General features: G+C 51.1%; 16 protein-coding genes. 6 read left to right on the top strand and 10 right to left on the bottom strand.

All coding sequences use genetic code 11. The features are described from left to right. Positions 1-35: 35 nt before the first annotated feature. Positions 36-272: a PspC domain-containing protein gene (locus tag ACO064_RS19380; RefSeq protein ID WP_421828881.1), complete on the top strand. Its 237-nt coding sequence runs from the start codon at positions 36-38 to the stop codon at positions 270-272. Positions 273-353: 81 nt separating this feature from the next. Here the strand turns inward: ACO064_RS19380 and ACO064_RS19375 are convergent, their stop codons facing one another. The 3 genes from ACO064_RS19375 to ACO064_RS19365 form a co-directional block, all read right to left on the bottom strand. Further along, complete coding sequence (locus tag ACO064_RS19375; protein ID WP_421828880.1) at positions 354-1388, bottom strand: hypothetical protein; 1035 nt, start codon at positions 1386-1388, stop codon at positions 354-356. A 475-nt stretch (positions 1389-1863) separates the two neighbouring features. After that, on the bottom strand, positions 1864-2841 hold the full coding sequence (locus ACO064_RS19370) for an ankyrin repeat domain-containing protein (protein ID WP_421828879.1): 978 nt from the start codon (positions 2839-2841) through the stop codon (positions 1864-1866). Positions 2842-2849: 8 nt separating this feature from the next. Then, positions 2850-3851: an ankyrin repeat domain-containing protein gene (locus ACO064_RS19365; RefSeq protein WP_421828878.1), complete on the bottom strand. Its 1002-nt coding sequence runs from the start codon at positions 3849-3851 to the stop codon at positions 2850-2852. Between the two features lie 236 nt (positions 3852-4087). Here ACO064_RS19365 and ACO064_RS19360 point away from each other — a divergent pair, with 236 nt between their 5' ends. Together ACO064_RS19360 and ACO064_RS19355 are read left to right on the top strand one after the other, a co-directional pair. Continuing rightward, positions 4088-5347 carry an asparagine synthetase B gene (locus ACO064_RS19360; RefSeq protein WP_138990136.1) on the top strand — a complete coding sequence of 420 codons (1260 nt, stop codon included), beginning with the start codon at positions 4088-4090 and terminating at the stop codon, positions 5345-5347. Beyond that, positions 5348-5578, top strand: coding sequence for a hypothetical protein (locus ACO064_RS19355; protein ID WP_421828877.1), 231 nt, complete (start codon positions 5348-5350; stop codon positions 5576-5578). Here the strand turns inward: ACO064_RS19355 and ACO064_RS19350 are convergent. Then, positions 5558-9775, bottom strand: coding sequence for a two-component regulator propeller domain-containing protein (locus ACO064_RS19350; RefSeq protein WP_421828876.1), 4218 nt, complete (start codon positions 9773-9775; stop codon positions 5558-5560). The two genes, ACO064_RS19355 and ACO064_RS19350, sit on opposite strands and share 21 nt — an antisense overlap. Positions 9776-9997: 222 nt before the next feature. Here ACO064_RS19350 and ACO064_RS19345 point away from each other — a divergent pair, with 222 nt between their 5' ends. Continuing rightward, the gene (locus ACO064_RS19345) at positions 9998-10702 is read left to right on the top strand and encodes a hypothetical protein (RefSeq protein ID WP_421828875.1); all 705 of its coding nucleotides are present in this window, start codon (positions 9998-10000) and stop codon (positions 10700-10702) included. A gap of 262 nt (positions 10703-10964) precedes the next feature. Here the strand turns inward: ACO064_RS19345 and ACO064_RS19340 are convergent, their stop codons facing one another. The 4 genes from ACO064_RS19340 to ACO064_RS19325 all read right to left on the bottom strand — a co-directional run bounded on the left by ACO064_RS19340 (position 10965) and on the right by ACO064_RS19325 (position 14806). Next, entirely contained in the window at positions 10965-11582 is a 618-nt protein-coding gene (locus ACO064_RS19340) for an HNH endonuclease (protein WP_421828874.1), read from the bottom strand. Between the two features lie 3 nt (positions 11583-11585). Further along, the gene (locus tag ACO064_RS19335; RefSeq protein ID WP_421828873.1) at positions 11586-12917 is read right to left on the bottom strand and encodes an AAA family ATPase; all 1332 of its coding nucleotides are present in this window, start codon (positions 12915-12917) and stop codon (positions 11586-11588) included. A 235-nt stretch (positions 12918-13152) separates the two neighbouring features. Continuing rightward, entirely contained in the window at positions 13153-13803 is a 651-nt protein-coding gene (locus ACO064_RS19330) for a carbonic anhydrase (protein WP_421828872.1), read from the bottom strand. A gap of 130 nt (positions 13804-13933) precedes the next feature. Continuing rightward, the gene (locus tag ACO064_RS19325) at positions 13934-14806 is read right to left on the bottom strand and encodes an arylamine N-acetyltransferase family protein (protein WP_421828871.1); all 873 of its coding nucleotides are present in this window, start codon (positions 14804-14806) and stop codon (positions 13934-13936) included. 124 nt (positions 14807-14930) lie between these two features. Here ACO064_RS19325 and ACO064_RS19320 point away from each other — a divergent pair, with 124 nt between their 5' ends. Next, complete coding sequence (locus ACO064_RS19320; protein ID WP_421828870.1) at positions 14931-16052, top strand: winged helix DNA-binding domain-containing protein; 1122 nt, start codon at positions 14931-14933, stop codon at positions 16050-16052. A 57-nt stretch (positions 16053-16109) separates the two neighbouring features. On the opposite strand, the gene ACO064_RS19315 is transcribed toward ACO064_RS19320, so the two are convergent. Further along, a complete protein-coding gene (locus ACO064_RS19315; RefSeq protein ID WP_421828869.1) occupies positions 16110-17384 on the bottom strand; it encodes a sensor histidine kinase in 1275 nt (424 codons plus the stop codon). After that, positions 17381-18058, bottom strand: coding sequence for a response regulator transcription factor (locus ACO064_RS19310; RefSeq protein ID WP_421828868.1), 678 nt, complete (start codon positions 18056-18058; stop codon positions 17381-17383). The genes ACO064_RS19315 and ACO064_RS19310 overlap by 4 nt, the downstream gene beginning before the upstream one ends. 256 nt (positions 18059-18314) lie before the next feature. Between ACO064_RS19310 and ACO064_RS19305 the strand changes: the two genes are divergently transcribed. Then, complete coding sequence (locus ACO064_RS19305; RefSeq protein WP_421828867.1) at positions 18315-19727, top strand: TolC family protein; 1413 nt, start codon at positions 18315-18317, stop codon at positions 19725-19727. The last annotated feature ends 34 nt before the right edge of the window (positions 19728-19761 follow it).

Raw genomic sequence — 19761 nt, 5'->3', positions numbered from 1 at the left:
AACACGAAAAAGTAAACAACCAGACTAATAAAGCCATGAATACGAAACAGTTGCACCGCATTCCTTCCGAATCCATGCTGGGTGGTGTATCCGCCGGACTCGCTGATTATTTCGGAATCGATAAAGTTTTAGTCCGTATTTTCTTCGTCCTGATGGTGGTTATCCCCAACCCCGTCCCCACCGTTCTGATCTACATTGTGTTGTGGATCATTATGCCGAAAGGCGAGCGGTATTTGACGGCCCGACCCGATCAACCGTATCAACCCAGGTAATAAGGATTACAAAGCACCAAAAAAAGCGGACCGTTAAAGTCCGCTTTTTTTGGTGTTTACTTACTCAATTTTTAATCAGGCTTATTGTGCTGCTCCCACCGGGCGGTCATACCTGCTATGATCGTCCTTTGAGTCAGTACCCATCTTGGCGCCGTAGCCCGAAGCAACCACACCAATGAGCAGACCAAAAAATCCGAAGATGGCGGCTTTCGACGCGGCTGAAGCAGTATCGTCGGCAATCTGCCGCGCTTTGGCTTCGGCTCCTTTTTTCGTTTGCTCGAATTTTGCAGCCGCCTGCTTGTACGTATTGATCCAGTTGTCTACAATGCGCTCGGATTCAGCCCGGCTCTTGCCTGTCCGCTTCATCACCACATTCACGGCATCGTCCCGGTCAACCTGGTTGATGGTGCTTTGTCCTTCTTTAAAAAGCCGGTTGAATAATCCGCTGGCCAGATCGTCCGCTGCCTGCGGATTCGATGCCGCCCGCTCAGCCGTGTTCTCAGCCTGACCAGCGGCCCTGTCGGCTTTCCGTTCCAACGCGTTCGGATTCAGGTTCGGATCGCCCGTCTGGCGCAGAATCGTGTTAACTTCGTTTTTCAGATTGCTCAAATCGAGATTATCGGCATCGATTCCGTTTTCCTTGAGCTGGTTCTGCACCATATTTCCCAGGCCCGGCGCGGCTGAAGCAGCCACATTCCCGGCCGATCGGACAACACCGCCAACCAACCGGCCAGCTCCTCCGATCAGGTTGCCGATGGTGGTCGTTAGGAAGTAAATAGTCAGCAGCGTTACCAGACACCAGGTCAATATGCCGTGAATGACACCGTCGAATAACCGGGGCGCACTGGCCAGACGTCCGGCCACCCAGCCGCCCAAAAACAAGGAGATCAAACTACTGATAATGTACCAGATCGCACTCCCTATGCCCAATCCTGCCGTTGGATTACGCTCTTCGACCGAATCGATCGTGCCAAGCCCGATGCCTAATCCAAGCAGGGTCAACAACATCTGGGTAACGATGGCTACCAGTACACCAGCGAAGACCGCACTCCAGGAAATGCGCTTCATAAAATTCATCCGGCCCGGCCGGTCTTCGTACAGAATTGTGCGTTCCATAAACGTGTTTAAAATAGAGATGATAGAGATTGGGTAAGACATACGCTTCCCCGCTGTATTCCATCCTGGCTGATTTCAGTTCGGCGAAAACAGTGGTGTCGCGCTTCAATAAACTCGTTTTAGATTTTACGTAATCAGTGAAGGAGAGAAATTGACCAGTCTTTCTTTACTGATCTTTCAGGTCTTTGCTCGTTAACGATTTCGTCCAATTTTTCGAATTCATATCTCCCTATGGATAAAACCGTGCCATTGCCCCAAAAAGAACAATCAGCAATTGACGATCAGTGTGTTAGCGTAGAGGGAATGTAAACCTGACTCTTGTTTGTAAATATAACGTAGATGGATTTTCCCGGTAATGAGGAAATTTAGCGACTGTTTCAGGCAAGTGAAGCCCCGGCGGGTTCTGGAAAACCGCATCAGCGCGATCGTGGATAAGAGGTGTAACGCTTCACTTTGGTCCGGGCTGCGTATGACTTTAGAGCAGTTTTTTAAAAACCGTATAGGCTGGCGGGGTATCGTCCACATCGGCATACAATTCCGCGTGTTGGGTCATTATTTTCTTTAAATCATCGCCCTTCGGTGTCCGATAGGCCGGGTTGGCCCCTTCCTTCAGCAACAGTTGGCAAATGTCCCACAACTGCTCCCGGGCCGCATACATCAGGGGCGAATAACTCGCTTCGTACGTCGTTTCATCATCCGCCATCACCGCGTTGGGATCGGCACCCCGGTCGAGCAGGAGCCGCACTTTTTCCAGTGGGTCGTCGCCATACCGCATTACTTCAATCAAAATCGGATTACCGTCCGCAGGCCGGAAATTGGGATCGGCACCTTTGTTCAAAAACCACTTGAGCAAAACCGCCGGGCCGTGTTTACAGACTCTGAAATGTGTCGGTATGTGCTGTGGATCAGCACTCTGGATGGTGGCACCGTGGTCGATCAAGAGCTTCAGACACGCCATCATCTGCGTGATGTTCTGGCTGGTGGCGGCTCTCTCACCCGCAAAATCAAGGAGAGTCGTTGCCTGAGAACCAGGTTCGTTCAGGCGCGGAACCGGCTGCTGCAGCAACTGCCGAAGCCGGGTGGTGTCGGCGGCACCGATGGCGGCCGCAACGTCCCGACGGGGTTTGTCGTGGAAGAAGATTGAACCATTGGCCCGGGCCGTGGCAACCTGGCCCCGCTCCAGCGAAGTCAGGTAGTAGTTAGATAGACGCGACAGTATAAGAAATCCCGGCACCAGCATCAGAATCATGATGAGGACTTTCGGGATCAGGTATGGCAGTAGATTGATCCCCAGAAATACCGCCAGGATGAAAGCTCCAAGGTAAGCAAATCCCGTATCCAATCCACGGGTGGCCGCATCTCCCCCCGGTCGGCGTGGTCCCAGCAGTACATAGAGAACCCAACTCCCGTATAAACCAATCAGAATCCAGTTTGAAATGGTGATGATTTTCATACCCTTCGTTAGCTTTTTTTGGCCGCCTTCGTGTTCAGGAACGTCTTGAAAGCCTGGTATTCTGCCGGCAGGCTCTTCCGGTCCGTATACGGTTCTTCGAACTTCGCCAGCACGGTTTTCAGCTCTTCGCCTTCCGGAGTCCGGTAAGCCGGGTCGGCTCCGCGTTCCAGCAGAAGCTGGCAAATCGCCCAGGACTGCCGCTGTGCGGCATACATCAGGGGCGACGTAAACGGCCTGATCGTGTACTCATTGCTACCGGCAGGCGCATTCGGATCGGCACCATGATCGAGCAATACCTGTACTTTCTCCAGTCGCTCGACATCCAGATCCATCACTTTAAAAAGAAGCGGGCTTCCCTCGTGCGGTCTTTCGTTGGGATCGGCTCCTTTGGCGAGAAACCACTCCAGAAGGGCGGGCGACCCGGTTTCGCAAATTAGAAACTGGGTGGGCATGTGCAACGAGTCTGGCCCCTGAAGGGTGGCACCGTGTTCCAGCAGCAGTTCCATGCATTGCAGGATCCGCTGCGGGTTTTTACTCCTTACGGCCGTAAGGGCCGCAAAATCGAGCAGGGTCGTGGATTGGTATCCGCTTTGATTGATCTGGCGTGGTGTTTTTTGCAACAGCGTTTTCAGTTGCTCCACATCACCAACCGCCACCGCAGCCGCAATTTGCTGCCGCTCCACATCCGGGAAATAGAACGAGCCGTTTTCCACAGCCACGGCATCTCTGCGCTGTTTTTGTAACTCGAAATAGTTGCTGATGCCGTTGTACAGCCCGAAAACCGCAGGCAATGACAGAACGATCAGCGCGATGATCTTCGCAAAACGGTACGGTAGCAGATTCAGGACGATGAGACCGGCCAGCACCAGCGTGGCAAAAATCGCCAGGCCCGATTCCATGCCCCGCCCGGCAGCATCGTTGCCCGAGCGGTTCACGGTCATCAGGGTAAAAATGACCAGTGCTCCGTAAATGCCGATAAAAATCCAGTTGGTCGTGGTAATGATTTTCATGCCCCGAAGATGGGAATACCGACCGGCGAACACCATCGAAAATCAACACTGAGTTGCTTTGGGTTAATAAGTAACGCCGGTATCCAACGGCTGCCTTGACGGCCGGGGTTTCACTCAATAGATTTCCGTCAGAAATTTTAGTCCAACCACCGTTTTTGACTAAACTTAAAGTAACTTAGGTAACTGAATTACAGGGAGTTTTTTGTGTTTACTATTTTCATGAACCGAATTCCGTTATGAAACGATATCTCACGCTCCTGCTGGTCATGCTGTCGATTGCCAGCCGCGCCAATTCCATCCTGATTCCGATGGACGACCGCCAGAAAAACCACTTAAAATCATACGGTATTGCCTACTTTGTTCTGAAAGCCGGACTGGAAGTCGACTGGCTGCTGAACTACCGGGGCGGGAGTTTTATGATCAAACACAGCCCGACCGTCGAAACCGAGTGCCGGGTTCGGGGTATTTCCTTCGAGATCATATCGGATGCCGATGCCAACACCATTCAACAGCAGATTTCCAACCCGGACCTGAACATGGCATCGGTCAAACTGGTGTCGGCCGCCCGGATTGTAGTCTATTCGCCAATCAAGGTCAGCCCGTCTGAATTTGAAAATACGGATGCGGTTTTACTGGTGCTCAAATACGCTGAAATTCCGTTTGAAGTCGTGTATGACGAAGAGATTCTGAAAGGCGATCTGGCCAAATACGACTGGATTCACCTGCACCACGAAGATTTTACGGGTCAGTATGGCCGGAACACGCGCCGGATGTCGGCAGAAGACGTCAAGGCGCAGGAAGACATTGCCAAAAAATTCAATTACCCGAAAGTGTCCCAGATGAAACTGGCGGTTGCCAAGAAAATCCGCGATTTCTGCGCCGGGGGCGGCTATATGTTTGCCATGTGTTCGGGTGCCGAAACGTTCGACATTGCGCTGGCGGCCGAGGGCGTCGACATTGTGAGCAGCACCTACGACGGCGACGGCATTGACCCCAAAGCGCAGTCGAAACTGGATTTTGAAAAAACCGTCGCCTTCCAGAACTTCACCCTCGAACTCGACAACGGCTACGGCGGCATGGCGTTCTCCGACATCAACAGCTCGGCGGGGCGGTTTGGCGGTGGCTGGGATCAGCCCTCGGGTTATTTCAACCTGTTCAATTTCTCGGCGAAGTGGGATATGATTCCCGCCATGCTCGTCCAAAACCACGAATCGAACATCAAGGAATTCCACGGCCAGACCACGGCTTTTCGCAAAAGCACCGTCAAACCCAATGTGCTGGTGATGGGCACCAGCCCTTCCTCCGACCGCTACATCTACGGCGAAGTCGGCATTGGCCAATGGACGTTTTACGGGGGCCACGACCCCGAAGGAACGCGGGGCGGAGGCTGGCGAATGGCGACCGACCTGAACTTACACCCCAATTCGCCCGGTTACCGCCTGATTCTGAACAACGTCCTGTTTCCATCCGCCAAGAAGAAGAAGCGGAAGACGTAATTGCCCCGACAGCGCCGGGCCGTCGATATGGCCAACGGCGCTGTCAGCGGCAACTACGTCTTCCGCTTCTTCTGTATTCAGGCTGATTTTACGGCAGACCGAACTGCTGTCAGCGGCTATTACGTCTTCCGCTTCTTCTGTATTCAGGCTGATTTTACGGCAAACCGAACCGCTGACAGGGCCGTTGGCCGTATCGACGGCCCGGCGCTGTCAGGGTTCGGTTTGCCGTAAAATCGCGGCTTGTTGGAGGGCATTTTTCAGTTCTTCAATCACAATTGGTTTGGCGATGTAATCGTCCATCCCTGCGTGCAAACACGCTTCGCGGTCGTCGGCCATGGCGTTGGCCGTCATTGCAATGATGGTCGGTTGAGGCCCCGGCTGCTGACGAATGCGGATGGTGGCTTCCAGGCCGTTTACTTCCGGCATCTGCACATCCATCAGAATGACGTCGTAAAACCGCCGTTTCACCAGATCCATTACTTCGGCACCGTTTTGGGCCAAATGCGCCTGATACCCCAGTTTACTCAGAATGTTGAGCGCCAGTTTCTGATTGGCCGGGTAATCTTCCGCGACCAGAATCTGCAAAGGATAGTCTTTGGAGAATTGATCCGACAGCGCGTGGTGGACGGTTTTGGCGGCAACCGCCCGGGGCTCCACCGATTGCTTGAGTTGCTTCTGCACCACATCAAAAAGCTGCTGCTGCCTGACGGGCTTGGTCAAAACCGCCGAAAAAAGCTCCGGATACGATTTGCGGCTTTCTTCACCGATGGAACTCAGCAGAATGACCGGCAACGCCAGGTTTCGCCCGCGAATGGCCCGCGCCAGTTGCACCCCGTTCATTTCCGGCATTTGCATATCCGTAATAACCAGTTGAAAAGGCGCTTCCTGGTTTATGATCGCCAGCGCCTGCTTGCCCGACGAAGCCGCCACCACCACGAGTTTCCACTGTTCGAGATGAGCCTTTAGAATGGTCAAATTCGTGGGATTGTCATCGACGAGCAAAACCCGTTTCCCGTCGTTTTCGCCGGTATTGAAGAAAATATACTGCCGTTGCGCCTGCTGGCTGATCTGACATTGAATCGTGAATGTGAACGTAGTTCCCAGCCCGATCTGGCTATTAACCGTAATTTCCCCACCCATAAGTTTGACCAGCCGTTCGCTGATGGCCAGTCCGAGACCCGTGCCGCCATACCGCCGGGTCATGGATGAATCGACCTGCGAAAAGGCTTTGAACAGCCGCTGCAGTTTGTCTTCCGGAATGCCGATGCCCGTGTCGCGAACCTGAAAAACCAGCTCCAGTTCCCGATCGCTGATCCGCCGTTGCAACCCAATGCTGACAAACACCTCACCCCGCTCGGTAAACTTGATGGCATTGCCCACGAGGTTGATCAGAATCTGACGCAGCCGCAGGCTGTCGCCAATGACCTGTGTCGGCACCTGCGGATCCAGTTCATAGACCAGATCCAGCTCCAGTTCGGCGGCTTTGCTGGCAAACAGATCGAGGACGTCTTCCACGCAATGCCGCAGATCGACATCCTGGAGTTCCAGTTCCAGACTCCCGGATTCGATCTTGGAAAAATCAAGAATGTCGTTGATCACGCCCAGCAGATTCGTTCCGCACTGGTGAATGGTGTCGACGTATTCGTGCTGCTCTTCCGACAGTTCCGTTTCCTGCAACAAATAGGTCATGCCCAGCACACCATTCATGGGCGTCCGGATTTCGTGGCTCATCGTGGCCAGAAAGACGCTTTTGGCCTGGTTGGCTTTTTCGGCTTCTTCCCGCGCGTGTTTTTCCTGCAACCGTTGTTCGTGGATTTCTTCGACCAGAACCTGTAAATGTTCTGATTGGGTCTGAATTTCTTCCGATTGGTACAACACTTCGGCGGTTCGTTCGCCCACTTCTTTTTCCAGCTCCTCTTTCTGGTTTTCGATGGTTTTTACCCGATATCGATACAAGCCATAGGCCCCCAGCAGGAAAGCCAGCACCAGGCCGGTTCGAAACCACCAGGTTTCCCAGTAGGGCGGGGTAATAACAATCCGGAGCGAGGTGCCCCGCTCGTTCCAAACGCCGTCGTTGTTGGATGCCCTCACCCGGAAAACATACGCGCCGGGGTCCAGGTTGGTGTAGGTTGCCATCCGGGAATGGCCGGCGTAAATCCAGCCCCGGTCGAATCCCTCCAGTTGATACGCATACTGGTTTTTTTCGGGCTGGCTGTAATTCAAGGCGGCAAAGGTTACCGAAAACATCGACTGCCAGTAGGCCAGTGTGACTTGGGTGTTTTCATCGATGCTTTTTCGCAGCAGCGAATCCGGAGCGCCAATAACCACGGGTTGATTAAACAGGTGGAAATTCGTAACAAAAACCGGTGGAATCGCCGAATTATCATGCAAACTATCGGCATCAAACGCGTTCAGACCGTTGGTTCCGCCGAAGAAAAGTTCACCCAGCCGCCCCTTAGAAACCGCCCTCCGGTTGAACGAATTGCCCTGCAAACCATCGCTGACACCGTAGTTCCGGAAGGTGCCGGTTCGTGGCGTAAACCGGGAAAGCCCCCGATTGGTACTGATCCAGAGGTTTTTCCGACGGTCTTCCGCCAGCCCCTGAACCACATCGTTCGGCAAGCCCTCCGCCTGACGGTATATTGTAAACGTTTGGGCTTTGGCATTGAATTTATTCAGCCCGCTGTCGGTGCCCACCCACAACGTGCCATTAGAGTCTTCGTAAATGCTGTTGACCAGATTGTTGCTCAGACTTCCGGGCACATTTCGGTGGTACCGGTAACTCATGAAGGTATTGCTCCGGCGATCGAACCGGTTTAGCCCACCGCCTTCCGTGCCAACCCAGACCGTACCGCCCCGGTCGCAATACAACGACCGGATAACCGCATGGCTCAGGGTACCCGGTTGGGTCAGATCAGGCCGAAAATGCGTAAACAACCCGGTTTTTTTGTCGTACCGGCTCACCCCGGCGCCCAGCGTTCCGAGCCACAGATTACCTTCGTTGTCTTCGGTAATGGCGCAAATGCTTTCGTGGCTGATGCCATCCGGACCGTCACTTCTCGGGAAATTGACAAACTCGCCCGGTTCTTTTTCCCACCGACTCAGCCCACCTTTGTAACTGCCCGCCCAAATCCGGTGATCGCGGTCTTCGAAGACACACATCACAAAATCGCTGCCGATGCTGCGTGGACGATCAGGGTCGTGCCTGAACTGGGTAAACCGATTGGTTTTGCGGTTCAGGCGGTTCAGACCTCCGCCGTCCGTTCCCATCCAGAGGTTCCCTTCGGCATCTTCCAGCACAGACAATACATTGTTGTTAGTCAGACTATTAAGATTGTAGCGATCTTTTTCATAGTGTTCAAACTTTCGGGGTTCACGATCGTAAAAGTTGACTCCTCCGCTGTAGGTACCGATCCACATATCGCCTTTCCGATCCCGGCAGATGGCATAAATCGAGCCGTTGTTCAATCCTTCGCTGTTGGTTTCGCTGAAAGGATGGCGGACTACAGTGGTAAAATCTTTGCTCAGAATGCTAATTCCGCCATTCCGGGTACCTATCCACAGACTTCCCGCATTTCCTTCTTCCAGCGAAATAACGTCGTTGTGGCCAATGGTGTTGACATCGGTTTTGCTGTGTTGAAACCGGGTAAACGTGTGCTGATCGGCATTCAACAGGTTCAGGCCACCGCCCTCGGTGGCCACCCAGATCCGGTTTTGCGAATCTTGCAGGAGAGCGGTGACGTTGTCGTTGCTCAGCGAACCCGGATCGGCGGGGTTGTTGACGAAGTGCCGGAATGTTTGCGTCGTCGCATCGAACAGATCCAGTCCGCCCCCGCCGGTTGCCGCCCAGAGCCGTCCTTTCGCATCGACCAGTATATCGTAGATAAAATCATTCCCCAGACTCCGGGGTTTGGCCGCATTGTGGGTAAAATGGGTAAAGGCTTGCCGGGTCGGATCGAAGCGGTTCAAACCGCCACCGTAGGTGCCGACCCACAGCATTCCCTGACGGTCTTCTGCCATCGAGATCACCTGATTGTGGCTCAGGCTGTTGAGCTTGTCGGCCGTCCGCTGAAAGCTGACAAAGGTGTCGGTTTCGCGGTTAAAGAGATTCAGACCACCGTCTTCCGTACCGATCCACAGGCGGCCTTTGCGATCTTCGTAGATTGTCCGGATAAAATTATGACTCAGGCTGTTTTCTTCTCTGGGGTCATTCCGATATACGGTGAAGGTATAGCCATCAAAGCGGTTTAAACCGTCCTGCGTGCCAAACCACATAAATCCCTGCCTGTCTTGTAAAACACAGGTTACATTGTTCTGGGATAGCCCTTCGTTGGTGGTAAGGTGTTTGAACCGTATTGGAACGGCCCGGGCGTTAAACGGCTGAACCTGCAAGAGGGATAGCAACAGAACAGCACATATTACTTTCATACAAAACCCGCTGCGTTATTTTTTGGTAAAATAACTATTTCTCAACAAATTATAACCGTGTCTGACAATTGTACTATTCCATCAAAAATCGTGCGTGAAATTGTATTCGCAGAAAACAGTTTTGTTATCTATTGATTTTTCGGGTTGCCTTATTCACCAAACCACGCTCAATGTCAATTCCCACTTAAATAGTGCGTTCTCGGTTCGTTATTTCGCTCCATCATGGAACGATTTTTCACCTTATTCGTCGCCAGCCTGTGTGCGGCACCCTTGTTTTATTTTTTGTTTTTCGAAGTAACCGTTGCCCTCAACAGCCATGCCACCGGCCCGGATGCCCGGCTGGGAGTAGCCTACCTGGCAACCTGGGGCGGTTTTCTGGCGGCCTTCATCGGCTTCTTCGTAGTGTGGTTTCTGGCGCGGTATTTCCTGGTCGAAAATTACATCCGGCATCTCCAGATCTTCGACGGTATTGCGCTCATTATCTGGTTCATACTATACCTAAACTGGTCGGATCAGCAGGAATACCGGCTGGAATACGCCGATCACCGGGCGGTGGTGGAGGTGGAGATGCGTGCCACACAATCCTTTCTCAAGGGAGCGGCCATCGACTCGGTTCTGATTCCTCAATTCATCGGACAGGATCTGGACAACCCGCATCCCGATCGGATTCGACAAGAAGGAAATTTTGTGATTTTACCGTGGGAGACTACGCCAATCAGCCTAAAAAAATGGCATATGCGGGTATTCGTTCACAATACGCCGGTCGATTTTCCGCTCGACCTTCCCAAGCGGCCGCAGGCATCGACGGATTGGTCGGCCTGGCTGACTCCTGCTGCAAAACAGGAAGATCCGTTGCCCGATGGTGCCCTGGAACACATCGCGCTCCGGTATCGCTTCCGGCTAATTCCCCATGGGTCGCCGGACTGAATGGGTCCGTCTAATACAAAATTAATTTCAGATAAGTAGTGTAGAAAAGATTAGAACTACCTAGAGAATTTTTGGGTAATGTATTAAAACAGTCATTTAGAATTACCACTATTTAGGTTTTTCCAGAATCGTAATCAATTAAAATATAGAATAAAACCAGTTTCATCAATCTATTTTTAATCATTCACTACTAATTACAAATAGATTCCTTTCCTTCAAGAAAGATTTAATACTAAAATTAAGACTAACTTAATACTTATTGTCACTCAAACATAAATCTGAAATTAAAATCATCTATTATAGGATTCACAACCCCATTATATCGTTCAAATGCATGACGTCGACTAATTATCAAAGCAGTATGATTAAAATCAAAAAACTGTATAGTTTCAGCAGCCCTTTTTTGATCTTGAGCAGAAGATAGAGGATTTATTTCTATCGTTTGCAATATGTAGTTGTACACAAAAAAACGTGAAAATAAATATTCATTATTATCAGGACGCAATATGAACGGATTTACTTTTTCAACTTTTGAATCTTGACAATGAGTACATGCCAAATATAAATTTGTCCATTGACAAACAATCGTATAAAATGTCGGTTTCGATTTTGGAAGAAAGTGGTCTATTGAATTTTCTCCCTTTTTTAGCGGAAAACCATCACAGTAAGAACAATGATCTTGTGTTTGCAATCTAAGTGTAGGCAATATGTGGGCATTTAATGAAACTTTTCGAATATTAGGCCAATTAAAGCGAAACCCAGGATTTCTTTCACGATTATTTTTATATCGTTCGCCAAAAGATATCCATCTCGGTTTGTTGGTAGCACTATCTAATTCTGTGAGTACAGGTGGGGAATTTAATCGAACAAAAGCTTTCATTTTCTACGCAAAATTTTGATTAGTTATACGGTTTAATTGCCGTAATTCCATACCCACTATATTTTGGATCTCAGTACTTTGCTTCATTAGTATATCAATCAGAACAGAAAATCGTGTTCGGTCATAGTCTTTATCGCCACTTAAAATTTTATTCTTAATCTTATTAAATTCTTGCAAAGATTCTTCAACTTCGACTCCAAATCGTTCCCTAATTTCGAAAATTTCATTTAATACATACTCATAACTGTTTGAATCTTCTGAAAGAATAGGTTTCCCCACAGAATCACTTGTGACATTATCTTTTTTCACAAATCGATGAATCCAAGCTCCGTCAACTGAGCCAACTACAAAAGGTGAATGAGTTGAGATGAAAATTTGAGCATTTACAAATAAATGCTGAATAATCGGCAATATTTTTCGCTGCCAAGCTGGATGAAGATGAATTTCTATCTCGTCTAAAAATAAGATAAAATTGCGTTCCATTATAGACTCTGGTGTTTCCCAGTTAATACGGTCTAATCGCATTATCAAATCACCTATCCAACTAATAATCGACTTCAACCCATCAGGTAATTGATCGAACTCAAGTGGGTTGTCATCTACATAAATTACAATTTTAAGAGGATCTTCTTGCAATTCAAACTCTATGCGTTGTCCGGTTATTTTTGATATAATATCTTCGAGCTGTGCTATTGGTCTATGATATTCAAACGCACGTTCTCTGTCTTTCGGAGTTCTCTTCACATAAGCCAAGGCATTTTTAGTGATAGCATTAGCTAGCCATTTAACTAATGTTTTAGTATCGGTCGATTTATCAAAATCAAGAGCATTTTCAAATGGGCTCATTTTTAAACCAGAAATGGCATCGACAGTAGAATCTGACAATTTCCGGTAGCCTGAGTAACAAAAAAACGCAATTATATATTTATCTTCATCTCCACTAGATAAATAATTTTTAATAGTAGGGGAGTTAATGTTTTTAATAATATCATTGCCTATTGAAAAAACCTTTTCTCTGCTCTTCGAGGATCCTTTGGTATAAATATATCTTAAATGGCGAAAGTCATAGTTACCCTTATAACCATCAGAAAATGCAATAGTATAATTACTTTCATCAACCATTGCAGTCCACTGCTTTTTTTTTAAAACAGGATCATTTTGAGGAATACATCGACTTAAAATTTGCAGAATGGTGCTTTTTCCTGTCCCATTTTCTCCTGTAAGGATATGGATTTCAGCTTTATTTTGGTTAACTTTTTGTGGGAATTTCATCTTCAAATGAGCAAACGGCCCTATTTTGTTAACCACTAATTCTTCAATTCTAAAATGGTTCATAATGTAGCCAATTATCCAACAACTTAAAAATAGCAAAAGAATATCAACACTTTCGCTTATTACCCTAAATCCTAAACACCATAAAGCAAGTTAATGAAGTTCTCTGATCAATAAAGTCTTTTGGAATTATACCTCCCGGGTTTTCAACCGGCCGTACGGCTTAATTAAGCCGTACGGCAGTCAGTAACGGATATCGAATTGAGCCTGAGGCCATGCAGATTTGTTTTGGCCCGACTTATTTCACTATAGGTGAAACGGGCTCATAGAGGTTATAAATCTCCATGATGCTTTTCATTTTCTCTTCAAAATTAATCTTCAGATCGATCAATTTTCCGGTGCGAACGTCGAACACCCAGCCGTGAACCCGGACGCCCCGCTCGCGGAAGGCTTCCTGAATGGCCGCGGTTTTGATCAGGTTGACACACTGTTCTTCCACATTCAGTTCCACGAGCCGGTCGTAACGGGCTTTAACGTCCTCAATGGCATTCAATTCGTCCTTGTGATAGCGGTATACATCGCGGATGTTGCGCAACCACGGGTTCAAAATCCCCAGATCGACCGGTTCCATAGCCGCTTTCACCCCCCCGCAATTGTAGTGTCCACACACGACCACATGGTTGACTTTCAAGTGCCGAACGGCATAATTCAGCACCGACATGACATTCAAATCGACGTTGTTGACCAGGTTTGCAATGTTGCGGTGAACGAACACTTCCCCCGGCTTAACCCCCATCAGGTCTTCGGCAGTAACCCGGCTGTCGGAACAGCCAATATAGAGAAACTCCGGCTGTTGCCCCTGCGACAACTTGGTGAAATAATCTTCGTCGCCAGCCAGTTTCTCGGCGATCCACTTTTCGTTGTTTTGAAATACGCTGCTAATATTCATGGGATAGGATGATAAAGTAAGCGCCCAATCTCGGCAATTTATTTCGTTCTATCAAAATCAAACCGGGCAGTCTGTACTGAAAAGCGACAGCGCCCCCTTTACAATACGAAACCGGGTAACCACAAAATAGTTATTGATCCGCGGATGATGCATCGATAATGCGCTGCAAAGTTGCGTCAAGGTTTGGCGTATCGGGTAGCGTCAGCCGAAAAATTTCTTCGAGTACCGTGCGGAATTCGGCCACGCTGCCAAGTTCCCGTTGCTCCGATTCGCCCCCCAAACGATGCGTCGTCAAAACCGTATCGCGCAGGCCATACCGCCGGTCGGCCGTCGTTCGGGCAACGGCCAGACTGCGGAGAAAATACGAGTTGGAATGCGTACACAGATAAAAGCTAAACATTTCATAATCAGGCAACAGGAACTCCCGCAACGTAAAGCGATACAACGACCGCCACTCGTTTCTGACTTCCGCCTGTACTTCCAGCTCACCGTTTGACTCGATCAACCGGAACGGTTCATGGGGAGTCTCCTGCACCGTATTCAGCTCAAGCCGTACGGGGCCGGTGGGCGACAAACCGCCAAAACCCACATCCACCAGGTACGATTCCGGCCCCATCTCCACCTGCAGCAACATGTGCGTGATGGCTTTGACGCTGCCTTCCGGAACGTTCCAGAGAACGCGGGCGGCCAGCCCCCGAACCTGAAAACCCAGCGCTTGCAGAACGAAGCTCAACAGCCGGTTTTGCTCGAAACAATACCCGCCCCGCCCACGCTGCACCATTTTTTGCTGAAGCGAATCACTGTCCAGCAAAACCGGCAGACCCAGCAACGGGTTGAGGTTTTCGAACGGAATGGTTTCGGTGTGGAGCCGCTGGAGGGTTCGCAGCGTTTCGAGCGTGGGCATACGGTCTCCTGTGTAGCCGATGCGCTGAAAATAAGCATCGAGATCGATTCCCGACAGGGCTGGCGCGGGTTCTTGTTGCTGAATGAGTTGGGATGGCATGGGTACAAAGTTATCAACACCTGTGAAAAAATAAGCGGGGAAATTTTTCAAAAATGCAAACGCCCGATTTTTGCTGCTGACACAGGGCTGTCACCAGTCGGTTGTACTTTTACGCTGTATCAACATGATATACCAATCAGCCCAATCACGACACGCCATCGTCTCTTTTCACCGCGCACCCATGACCCATTCGGACATCGTTCAATACCGCCTTTCTCAGCAGCACCTCATGCAACCATCGCTGACAACCCCAGGCGACCTGGTAGCCTGGTTTGGGGCTGTTCAGGGGCAGGATTATGCCGCCGGCAAATGGGCCATCGGCAACCGGCTCCCCGGCAGCACCGACGCCGACATCGAGCAGGCGATTGCCAACCGGATCATCCTGAGAACCTGGCCAATGCGCGGCACCCTGCATTTTGTGGCGGCTGCCGATATTCACTGGATTCTGGAACTGAACCAGCCCCGTTTGCAAACCCTCTACGCCAGTCATTTCCGCCAGCTTGAACTCAACGAACCGGTTATTGCAAGAAGTAAGGCGGTTTTTACGAAAGTGTTGTCCGGCGGCCAACACCTGACTCGCTCCGAATTAAAAACCGCTCTTGAACAGGCGGGCATTCCGGCCCACGAAAACCGCCTGAGTATGCTGCTGGCGCGGGCGTCCTACGACCGGCTGCTTTGCCACGGCATCCGACGTGGCAAGGAGTTTACGTTCACGCTGCTGGACGACTGGGTGCCGCCCACCAAACCGCTGCTGCGCGAAGAAGCCCTGGCCGAATGGACCCGGCGGTATTTTACCAGCCACGGCCCGGCAACGCTGGCGGATTTTAGCTGGTGGTCGGGCCTGACGCTGACCGATGCCAGAGCCGGGATGGATCTGATCAAATCCGGTTTTGTGTCGGAGGTGGTGGATGGTCAAACGTACTGGATGCCCGCGTCGCTGCCTGCCCTGCCCAGCAACACCACAACCGCCTATCTGTTACCGGTTTACGACGAATATCTGGTCGCCTACAAAGACCGGAGCGCCCCGCTTGGCGGTTTGGACCCGGCGCAGATCACCAAAACCGGCAACGGTATTTTCAGCCCGGTTATCGTGATCGACGGGCGGGTGGCTGGCACCTGGAAACGGACGTTGAAGAAAGATGCGGTTTTGATCGAAACCAGCCTGTTCACCACCTTAACCGATGCGCAGCAACAGGCCCTGTTCGATGCCAACGAGCGGTATCAACGGTTTTTGGGATGCAAATAGGCTTAAAGAGTCAGGCAATGCACAACCCTTCTGCATAAACCGAAACCGCTGCCAGGGTTACTCTTCGTTCACTTTCCGGGAAATACCAAACCGGTGCCAGCCATTGTTTTCGTCGTAGTGCACCTGCAACCCATAGGTGTCGCAGATTTCCTTGATGATGGCCAGACCCAGGCCCACGGAATCCGGGCTGGAGCCTTCTTTTTTGAAGCGTTCAAACAAGCGTTCGGGATTCGAAACCAGCGCATGACCGGTATTGCCCAGTGTCAGGCTTTTTCCGTCGGACCGCAGTTCGACGCGCCCCTCCGCGTGGTTGTGCTTGATGGCATTGTTGACCAGATTCGTCACCAGGCTATCGGCCAGCGCCGGGGGCAGTTGAACCGCAAAAGGGGCCAAATTCCCGATCTCCACCGCAATTCGTTTGTGGAGCAACACCTCGTCCATCGCACCCAGTTTTGCGGCCAGCAAAGCCGCCAGGTCAACGGTTTGGTTGTCGGTAAATTGATGATTATCAATTTTTGCCAGCAAGAGTAATCCCTGATTCAGCCGGGCCATGCGCCGGGAGGCCTGGTAAATGTCCTCGATCCAGCGGGTTTGCGTTTCCGTCAGTTTTTCCGACTGAATGAGTTGCTCCACTTTGGCGTTGATCAGGGCGAGGGGCGTCTGGATTTCGTGGGATGCATTTTCGGTAAATTCCTTCAGGCTGCGGTAATCCTGCTGCATTTTGTCGCCCATCTTGCGCAGCACTTCATTCAGTTCCCGGAACTCGTTGATCTCCGGTTTGTCGAGTTGCAGGGGCGTTGCACTCGCCAGATTGAAGCGTTTAATGCGGGACAGGCTTTCGTAGAACGGCAGCCAGAGCCGCCCCGACAGTTTCCCTTGAAACCAGAACGTGCCGAGCAGCAGCAACCCCAGACAGGCCGCCATCGTCACCGTGATGACTTCAATGAGTTGGTAGGATTGAATCAGGGATTTCCGGATGGCGACCCGGTGTGTCACACCCTGGATGGGAACATAGAATGTAAGCTGCCGAAAAGGCATTAGTTCATTGTCGTACCGGTTTTGGATCAACGTGTCGCTAAAGGTTTCCAGTTGGCCTGAATGAGTGCCCACCGGATCGACATCGATCTTGTTTTCAACAAAATAGGTCGTATCCGACCAGGCTTTGTGCTGTTTCAGATAGGCTTCAAAATCCCGTTTTTCCACCTTCAGGCGGGTTTCGACTTCGTTGTAAATCAGAATCCGGACAACCTGGTAGAAGGCCAGCCCGGCGAAGAGGTAAATAACCAGCGAGAAAGCCAGGTAAATGCGGTTGGTTTTAGCGAGCAGTTTCACGGTTCCCCGAATTTATAGCCGATCCCGTATACCGACCGTACGTAATCCGAACCGCCTTTTTCGAGCAGTTTCCGGCGCAGATTTTTGATGTGCGAATACACCATATCCAGTGAATCGGCGGAGTCGATGTTGTCGCCCCACAGATGCTCGGCAATGGAAACTTTGGTCAGCACAACGTCGACGTTCGATAAAAAATACAGCAGCAGATCGTATTCTTTCCGGGACAAAACCGCCAGTTGGCCGTTCACATACACCTTCCGCGACGACGGATTCACCCGGATTTCCCGGAAACGGATTTCGGTGTGTCCCCCAAAATTCCGCCGGCGAATCAGCGACTTCACCCGGGCGTTCAGCTCCGACAGATGGAACGGCTTGGTCAGGTAGTCGTCCGAGCCAATTTCCAGCCCTCTGATCTTGTCTTCCAGCGCGTTGCGGGCCGAAATGATGATGACACCGGTAGTGGCCAGCAGGTTCTTCAACGACTGAATCAGTTGAAAACCGTCGCCGTCGGGCAGCGTCAGATCCACAATCACACAGTCATACTGATACAGATAAATCCGCTCGTCTGCTTCCCGGAAAGTCCCCGCCGTTTCGCAAAGATAGCCCTCTTTGTTCATATAGTCGGTGATGCTTTCGGCCAGGCCTTTTTCATCTTCTACCACCAGTACTTTCATCCTTCTCCGGGTTCATCCAATACATAAACACCAAAAGTAGCGGGCAATGTTGGAAACATTCTGGAGGGAAAAAGATTGTTTCGCAGAGTTAAGCGGAGAAAATCAGAGTTAAGCAAAGTTTTCTCTGATAAACTCCGATTTCCTCCGCTTAACTCTGCGAAACAATCTTTTTTATCCCAAATGTTTCCAGAATTGCCCCGTTGTTTTGCAGGCACTTACCACGGTTTTGTTACCAAGGCCGGAAAATGAGTTGCCAATGAAACACGTACATTTTAGGTTCCGCCGATTGCACATCTGGTTACTAACGGCCACAACCGGAACGCTCCTGTTTGGCCAGCGTATGGTCCAGGCGCAAACCCTGACGCTATCGCAGGCCCTGGAGCGGGGAACGCAAGTCTACCCTTTTCTGAAATCCAAACAGGCCGAAATCCAGAGCGCCGAAAAGCGGGTTCAGGCCAGCCGCACGGACTTTCTGCCCAGCGTCATCGTACAGGATCAGTACACCTATGCGACCAGCAACGCCCTCAACGGTTCGTTTTTCCCCAACGAAGGAACGTCCATTTCGACTTCCGGCGGCATTCGGCCCGACAACATTTACCGGGGTACTACCGGCAGCTTTGTCAGCGCCGTCATCGACTGGCGAATCGTCAATTTCGGTCGTGTAAAAGCCAGCGTGAAGGCCGCCGAAGCCGATCTCAACCGCTCGCAAACCGATTACGAAAACGAACTGTTCCAGCACCAGATCCGGATTATCGACGCCTACCTCACGCTCCTGGTCAACCAGAAACTGGTCGATGTCCAGCGTAGCAACGTCGAGCGGGCGGAAACGTTCAAAACCGTAGTCGACGCCGGGGTTCATTCGGGGATGCGGGCGGGGGTCGATAGTTCGCTGGCCACCGCCGAAGCGGTTCGGGCGCGGCTAGTCCTGCTCGAAAGCCAGCAACGCGAACAGGTGCAGCGGCTGCGGCTCTCGGAACTCATCGGTCAGGTGCAGACCGGTCTTCGCATCGACAGCATGCGGTTTTATACCACGCTGCCGCAAACCACATTTCAATCGGATTCCATTTCTCCGAAAAACCCGGTTTTGCGGTTTTTCCAGTCGCAAATCAACTTTTCGTCTGCGCGAACCGTGGCGCTCCAGCGTTCCATGCTGCCGTCGATCTCGCTCGTCGGAGCCGGTTGGGCGCGGGGTTCGGGATTTGCCAATGCGGATGAATCCTTCGCGATGGATTTCAACCGGGGACTGGGTTATCAGGCTTCCAACTACCTGGTCGGCGTGGTGGCCCGCTGGAATCTGACCAACAACCTGCGACTCAAACACGACGCCCGCAGCGAACAATTCCAGGTCGAACGCTTCCGGCAACTCTACAACGACCAGCAACTGCGCATCACCCGGCAAAACCGGGAAGCCGAAACGCAACTGACGCTCGGACTGGAACAGGCCCGTCAGGCACCCGTCCAATTGCGTGCCGCCCGGCAAGCCTACAACCAGGCCAAAGCCCGCTACCAGAATGGACTGGCCGACTTGCCCACGCTTCTGCAAAGCTTCGTAACCCTGAACCGGGCCGAAACCGATGGCTACGTCGCCACCAGCAACGTCTGGCGCTACCTGCTCCTGAAAGCCGCAGCCGAGGGAGACATCTCACTGTTTATGAATCAATTGAAGTGATGTATACGGTTTACAGTATTCGGTTTACGGTGGG

Source organism: Larkinella sp., assembly GCF_965227735.1.
In the GTDB taxonomy this organism is placed as follows: domain Bacteria; phylum Bacteroidota; class Bacteroidia; order Cytophagales; family Spirosomataceae; genus Larkinella.
This window is presented reverse-complemented; position numbering and strand designations above follow the sequence as displayed.

Excerpts from the sequence above, each read along its gene's own strand:
- ACO064_RS19325 (WP_421828871.1), bottom strand. The coding sequence starts at position 14,806 with ATGCCATCCCAACTCATTCAGCAACAAGAACCCGCGCCAGCCCTGTCG.
- ACO064_RS19320 (WP_421828870.1), top strand. The coding sequence starts at position 14,931 with ATGATATACCAATCAGCCCAATCACGACACGCCATCGTCTCTTTTCAC.
- ACO064_RS19340 (WP_421828874.1), bottom strand. The coding sequence starts at position 11,582 with ATGAAAGCTTTTGTTCGATTAAATTCCCCACCTGTACTCACAGAATTA.
- ACO064_RS19360 (WP_138990136.1), top strand. The coding sequence starts at position 4,088 with ATGAAACGATATCTCACGCTCCTGCTGGTCATGCTGTCGATTGCCAGC.
- ACO064_RS19365 (WP_421828878.1), bottom strand. The coding sequence starts at position 3,851 with ATGAAAATCATTACCACGACCAACTGGATTTTTATCGGCATTTACGGA.
- ACO064_RS19305 (WP_421828867.1), top strand. The coding sequence starts at position 18,315 with ATGAAACACGTACATTTTAGGTTCCGCCGATTGCACATCTGGTTACTA.
- ACO064_RS19335 (WP_421828873.1), bottom strand. The coding sequence starts at position 12,917 with ATGAACCATTTTAGAATTGAAGAATTAGTGGTTAACAAAATAGGGCCG.
- ACO064_RS19370 (WP_421828879.1), bottom strand. The coding sequence starts at position 2,841 with ATGAAAATCATCACCATTTCAAACTGGATTCTGATTGGTTTATACGGG.
- ACO064_RS19310 (WP_421828868.1), bottom strand. The coding sequence starts at position 18,058 with ATGAAAGTACTGGTGGTAGAAGATGAAAAAGGCCTGGCCGAAAGCATC.
- ACO064_RS19375 (WP_421828880.1), bottom strand. The coding sequence starts at position 1,388 with ATGGAACGCACAATTCTGTACGAAGACCGGCCGGGCCGGATGAATTTT.
- ACO064_RS19330 (WP_421828872.1), bottom strand. The coding sequence starts at position 13,803 with ATGAATATTAGCAGCGTATTTCAAAACAACGAAAAGTGGATCGCCGAG.
- ACO064_RS19345 (WP_421828875.1), top strand. The coding sequence starts at position 9,998 with ATGGAACGATTTTTCACCTTATTCGTCGCCAGCCTGTGTGCGGCACCC.
- ACO064_RS19380 (WP_421828881.1), top strand. The coding sequence starts at position 36 with ATGAATACGAAACAGTTGCACCGCATTCCTTCCGAATCCATGCTGGGT.
- ACO064_RS19350 (WP_421828876.1), bottom strand. The coding sequence starts at position 9,775 with ATGAAAGTAATATGTGCTGTTCTGTTGCTATCCCTCTTGCAGGTTCAG.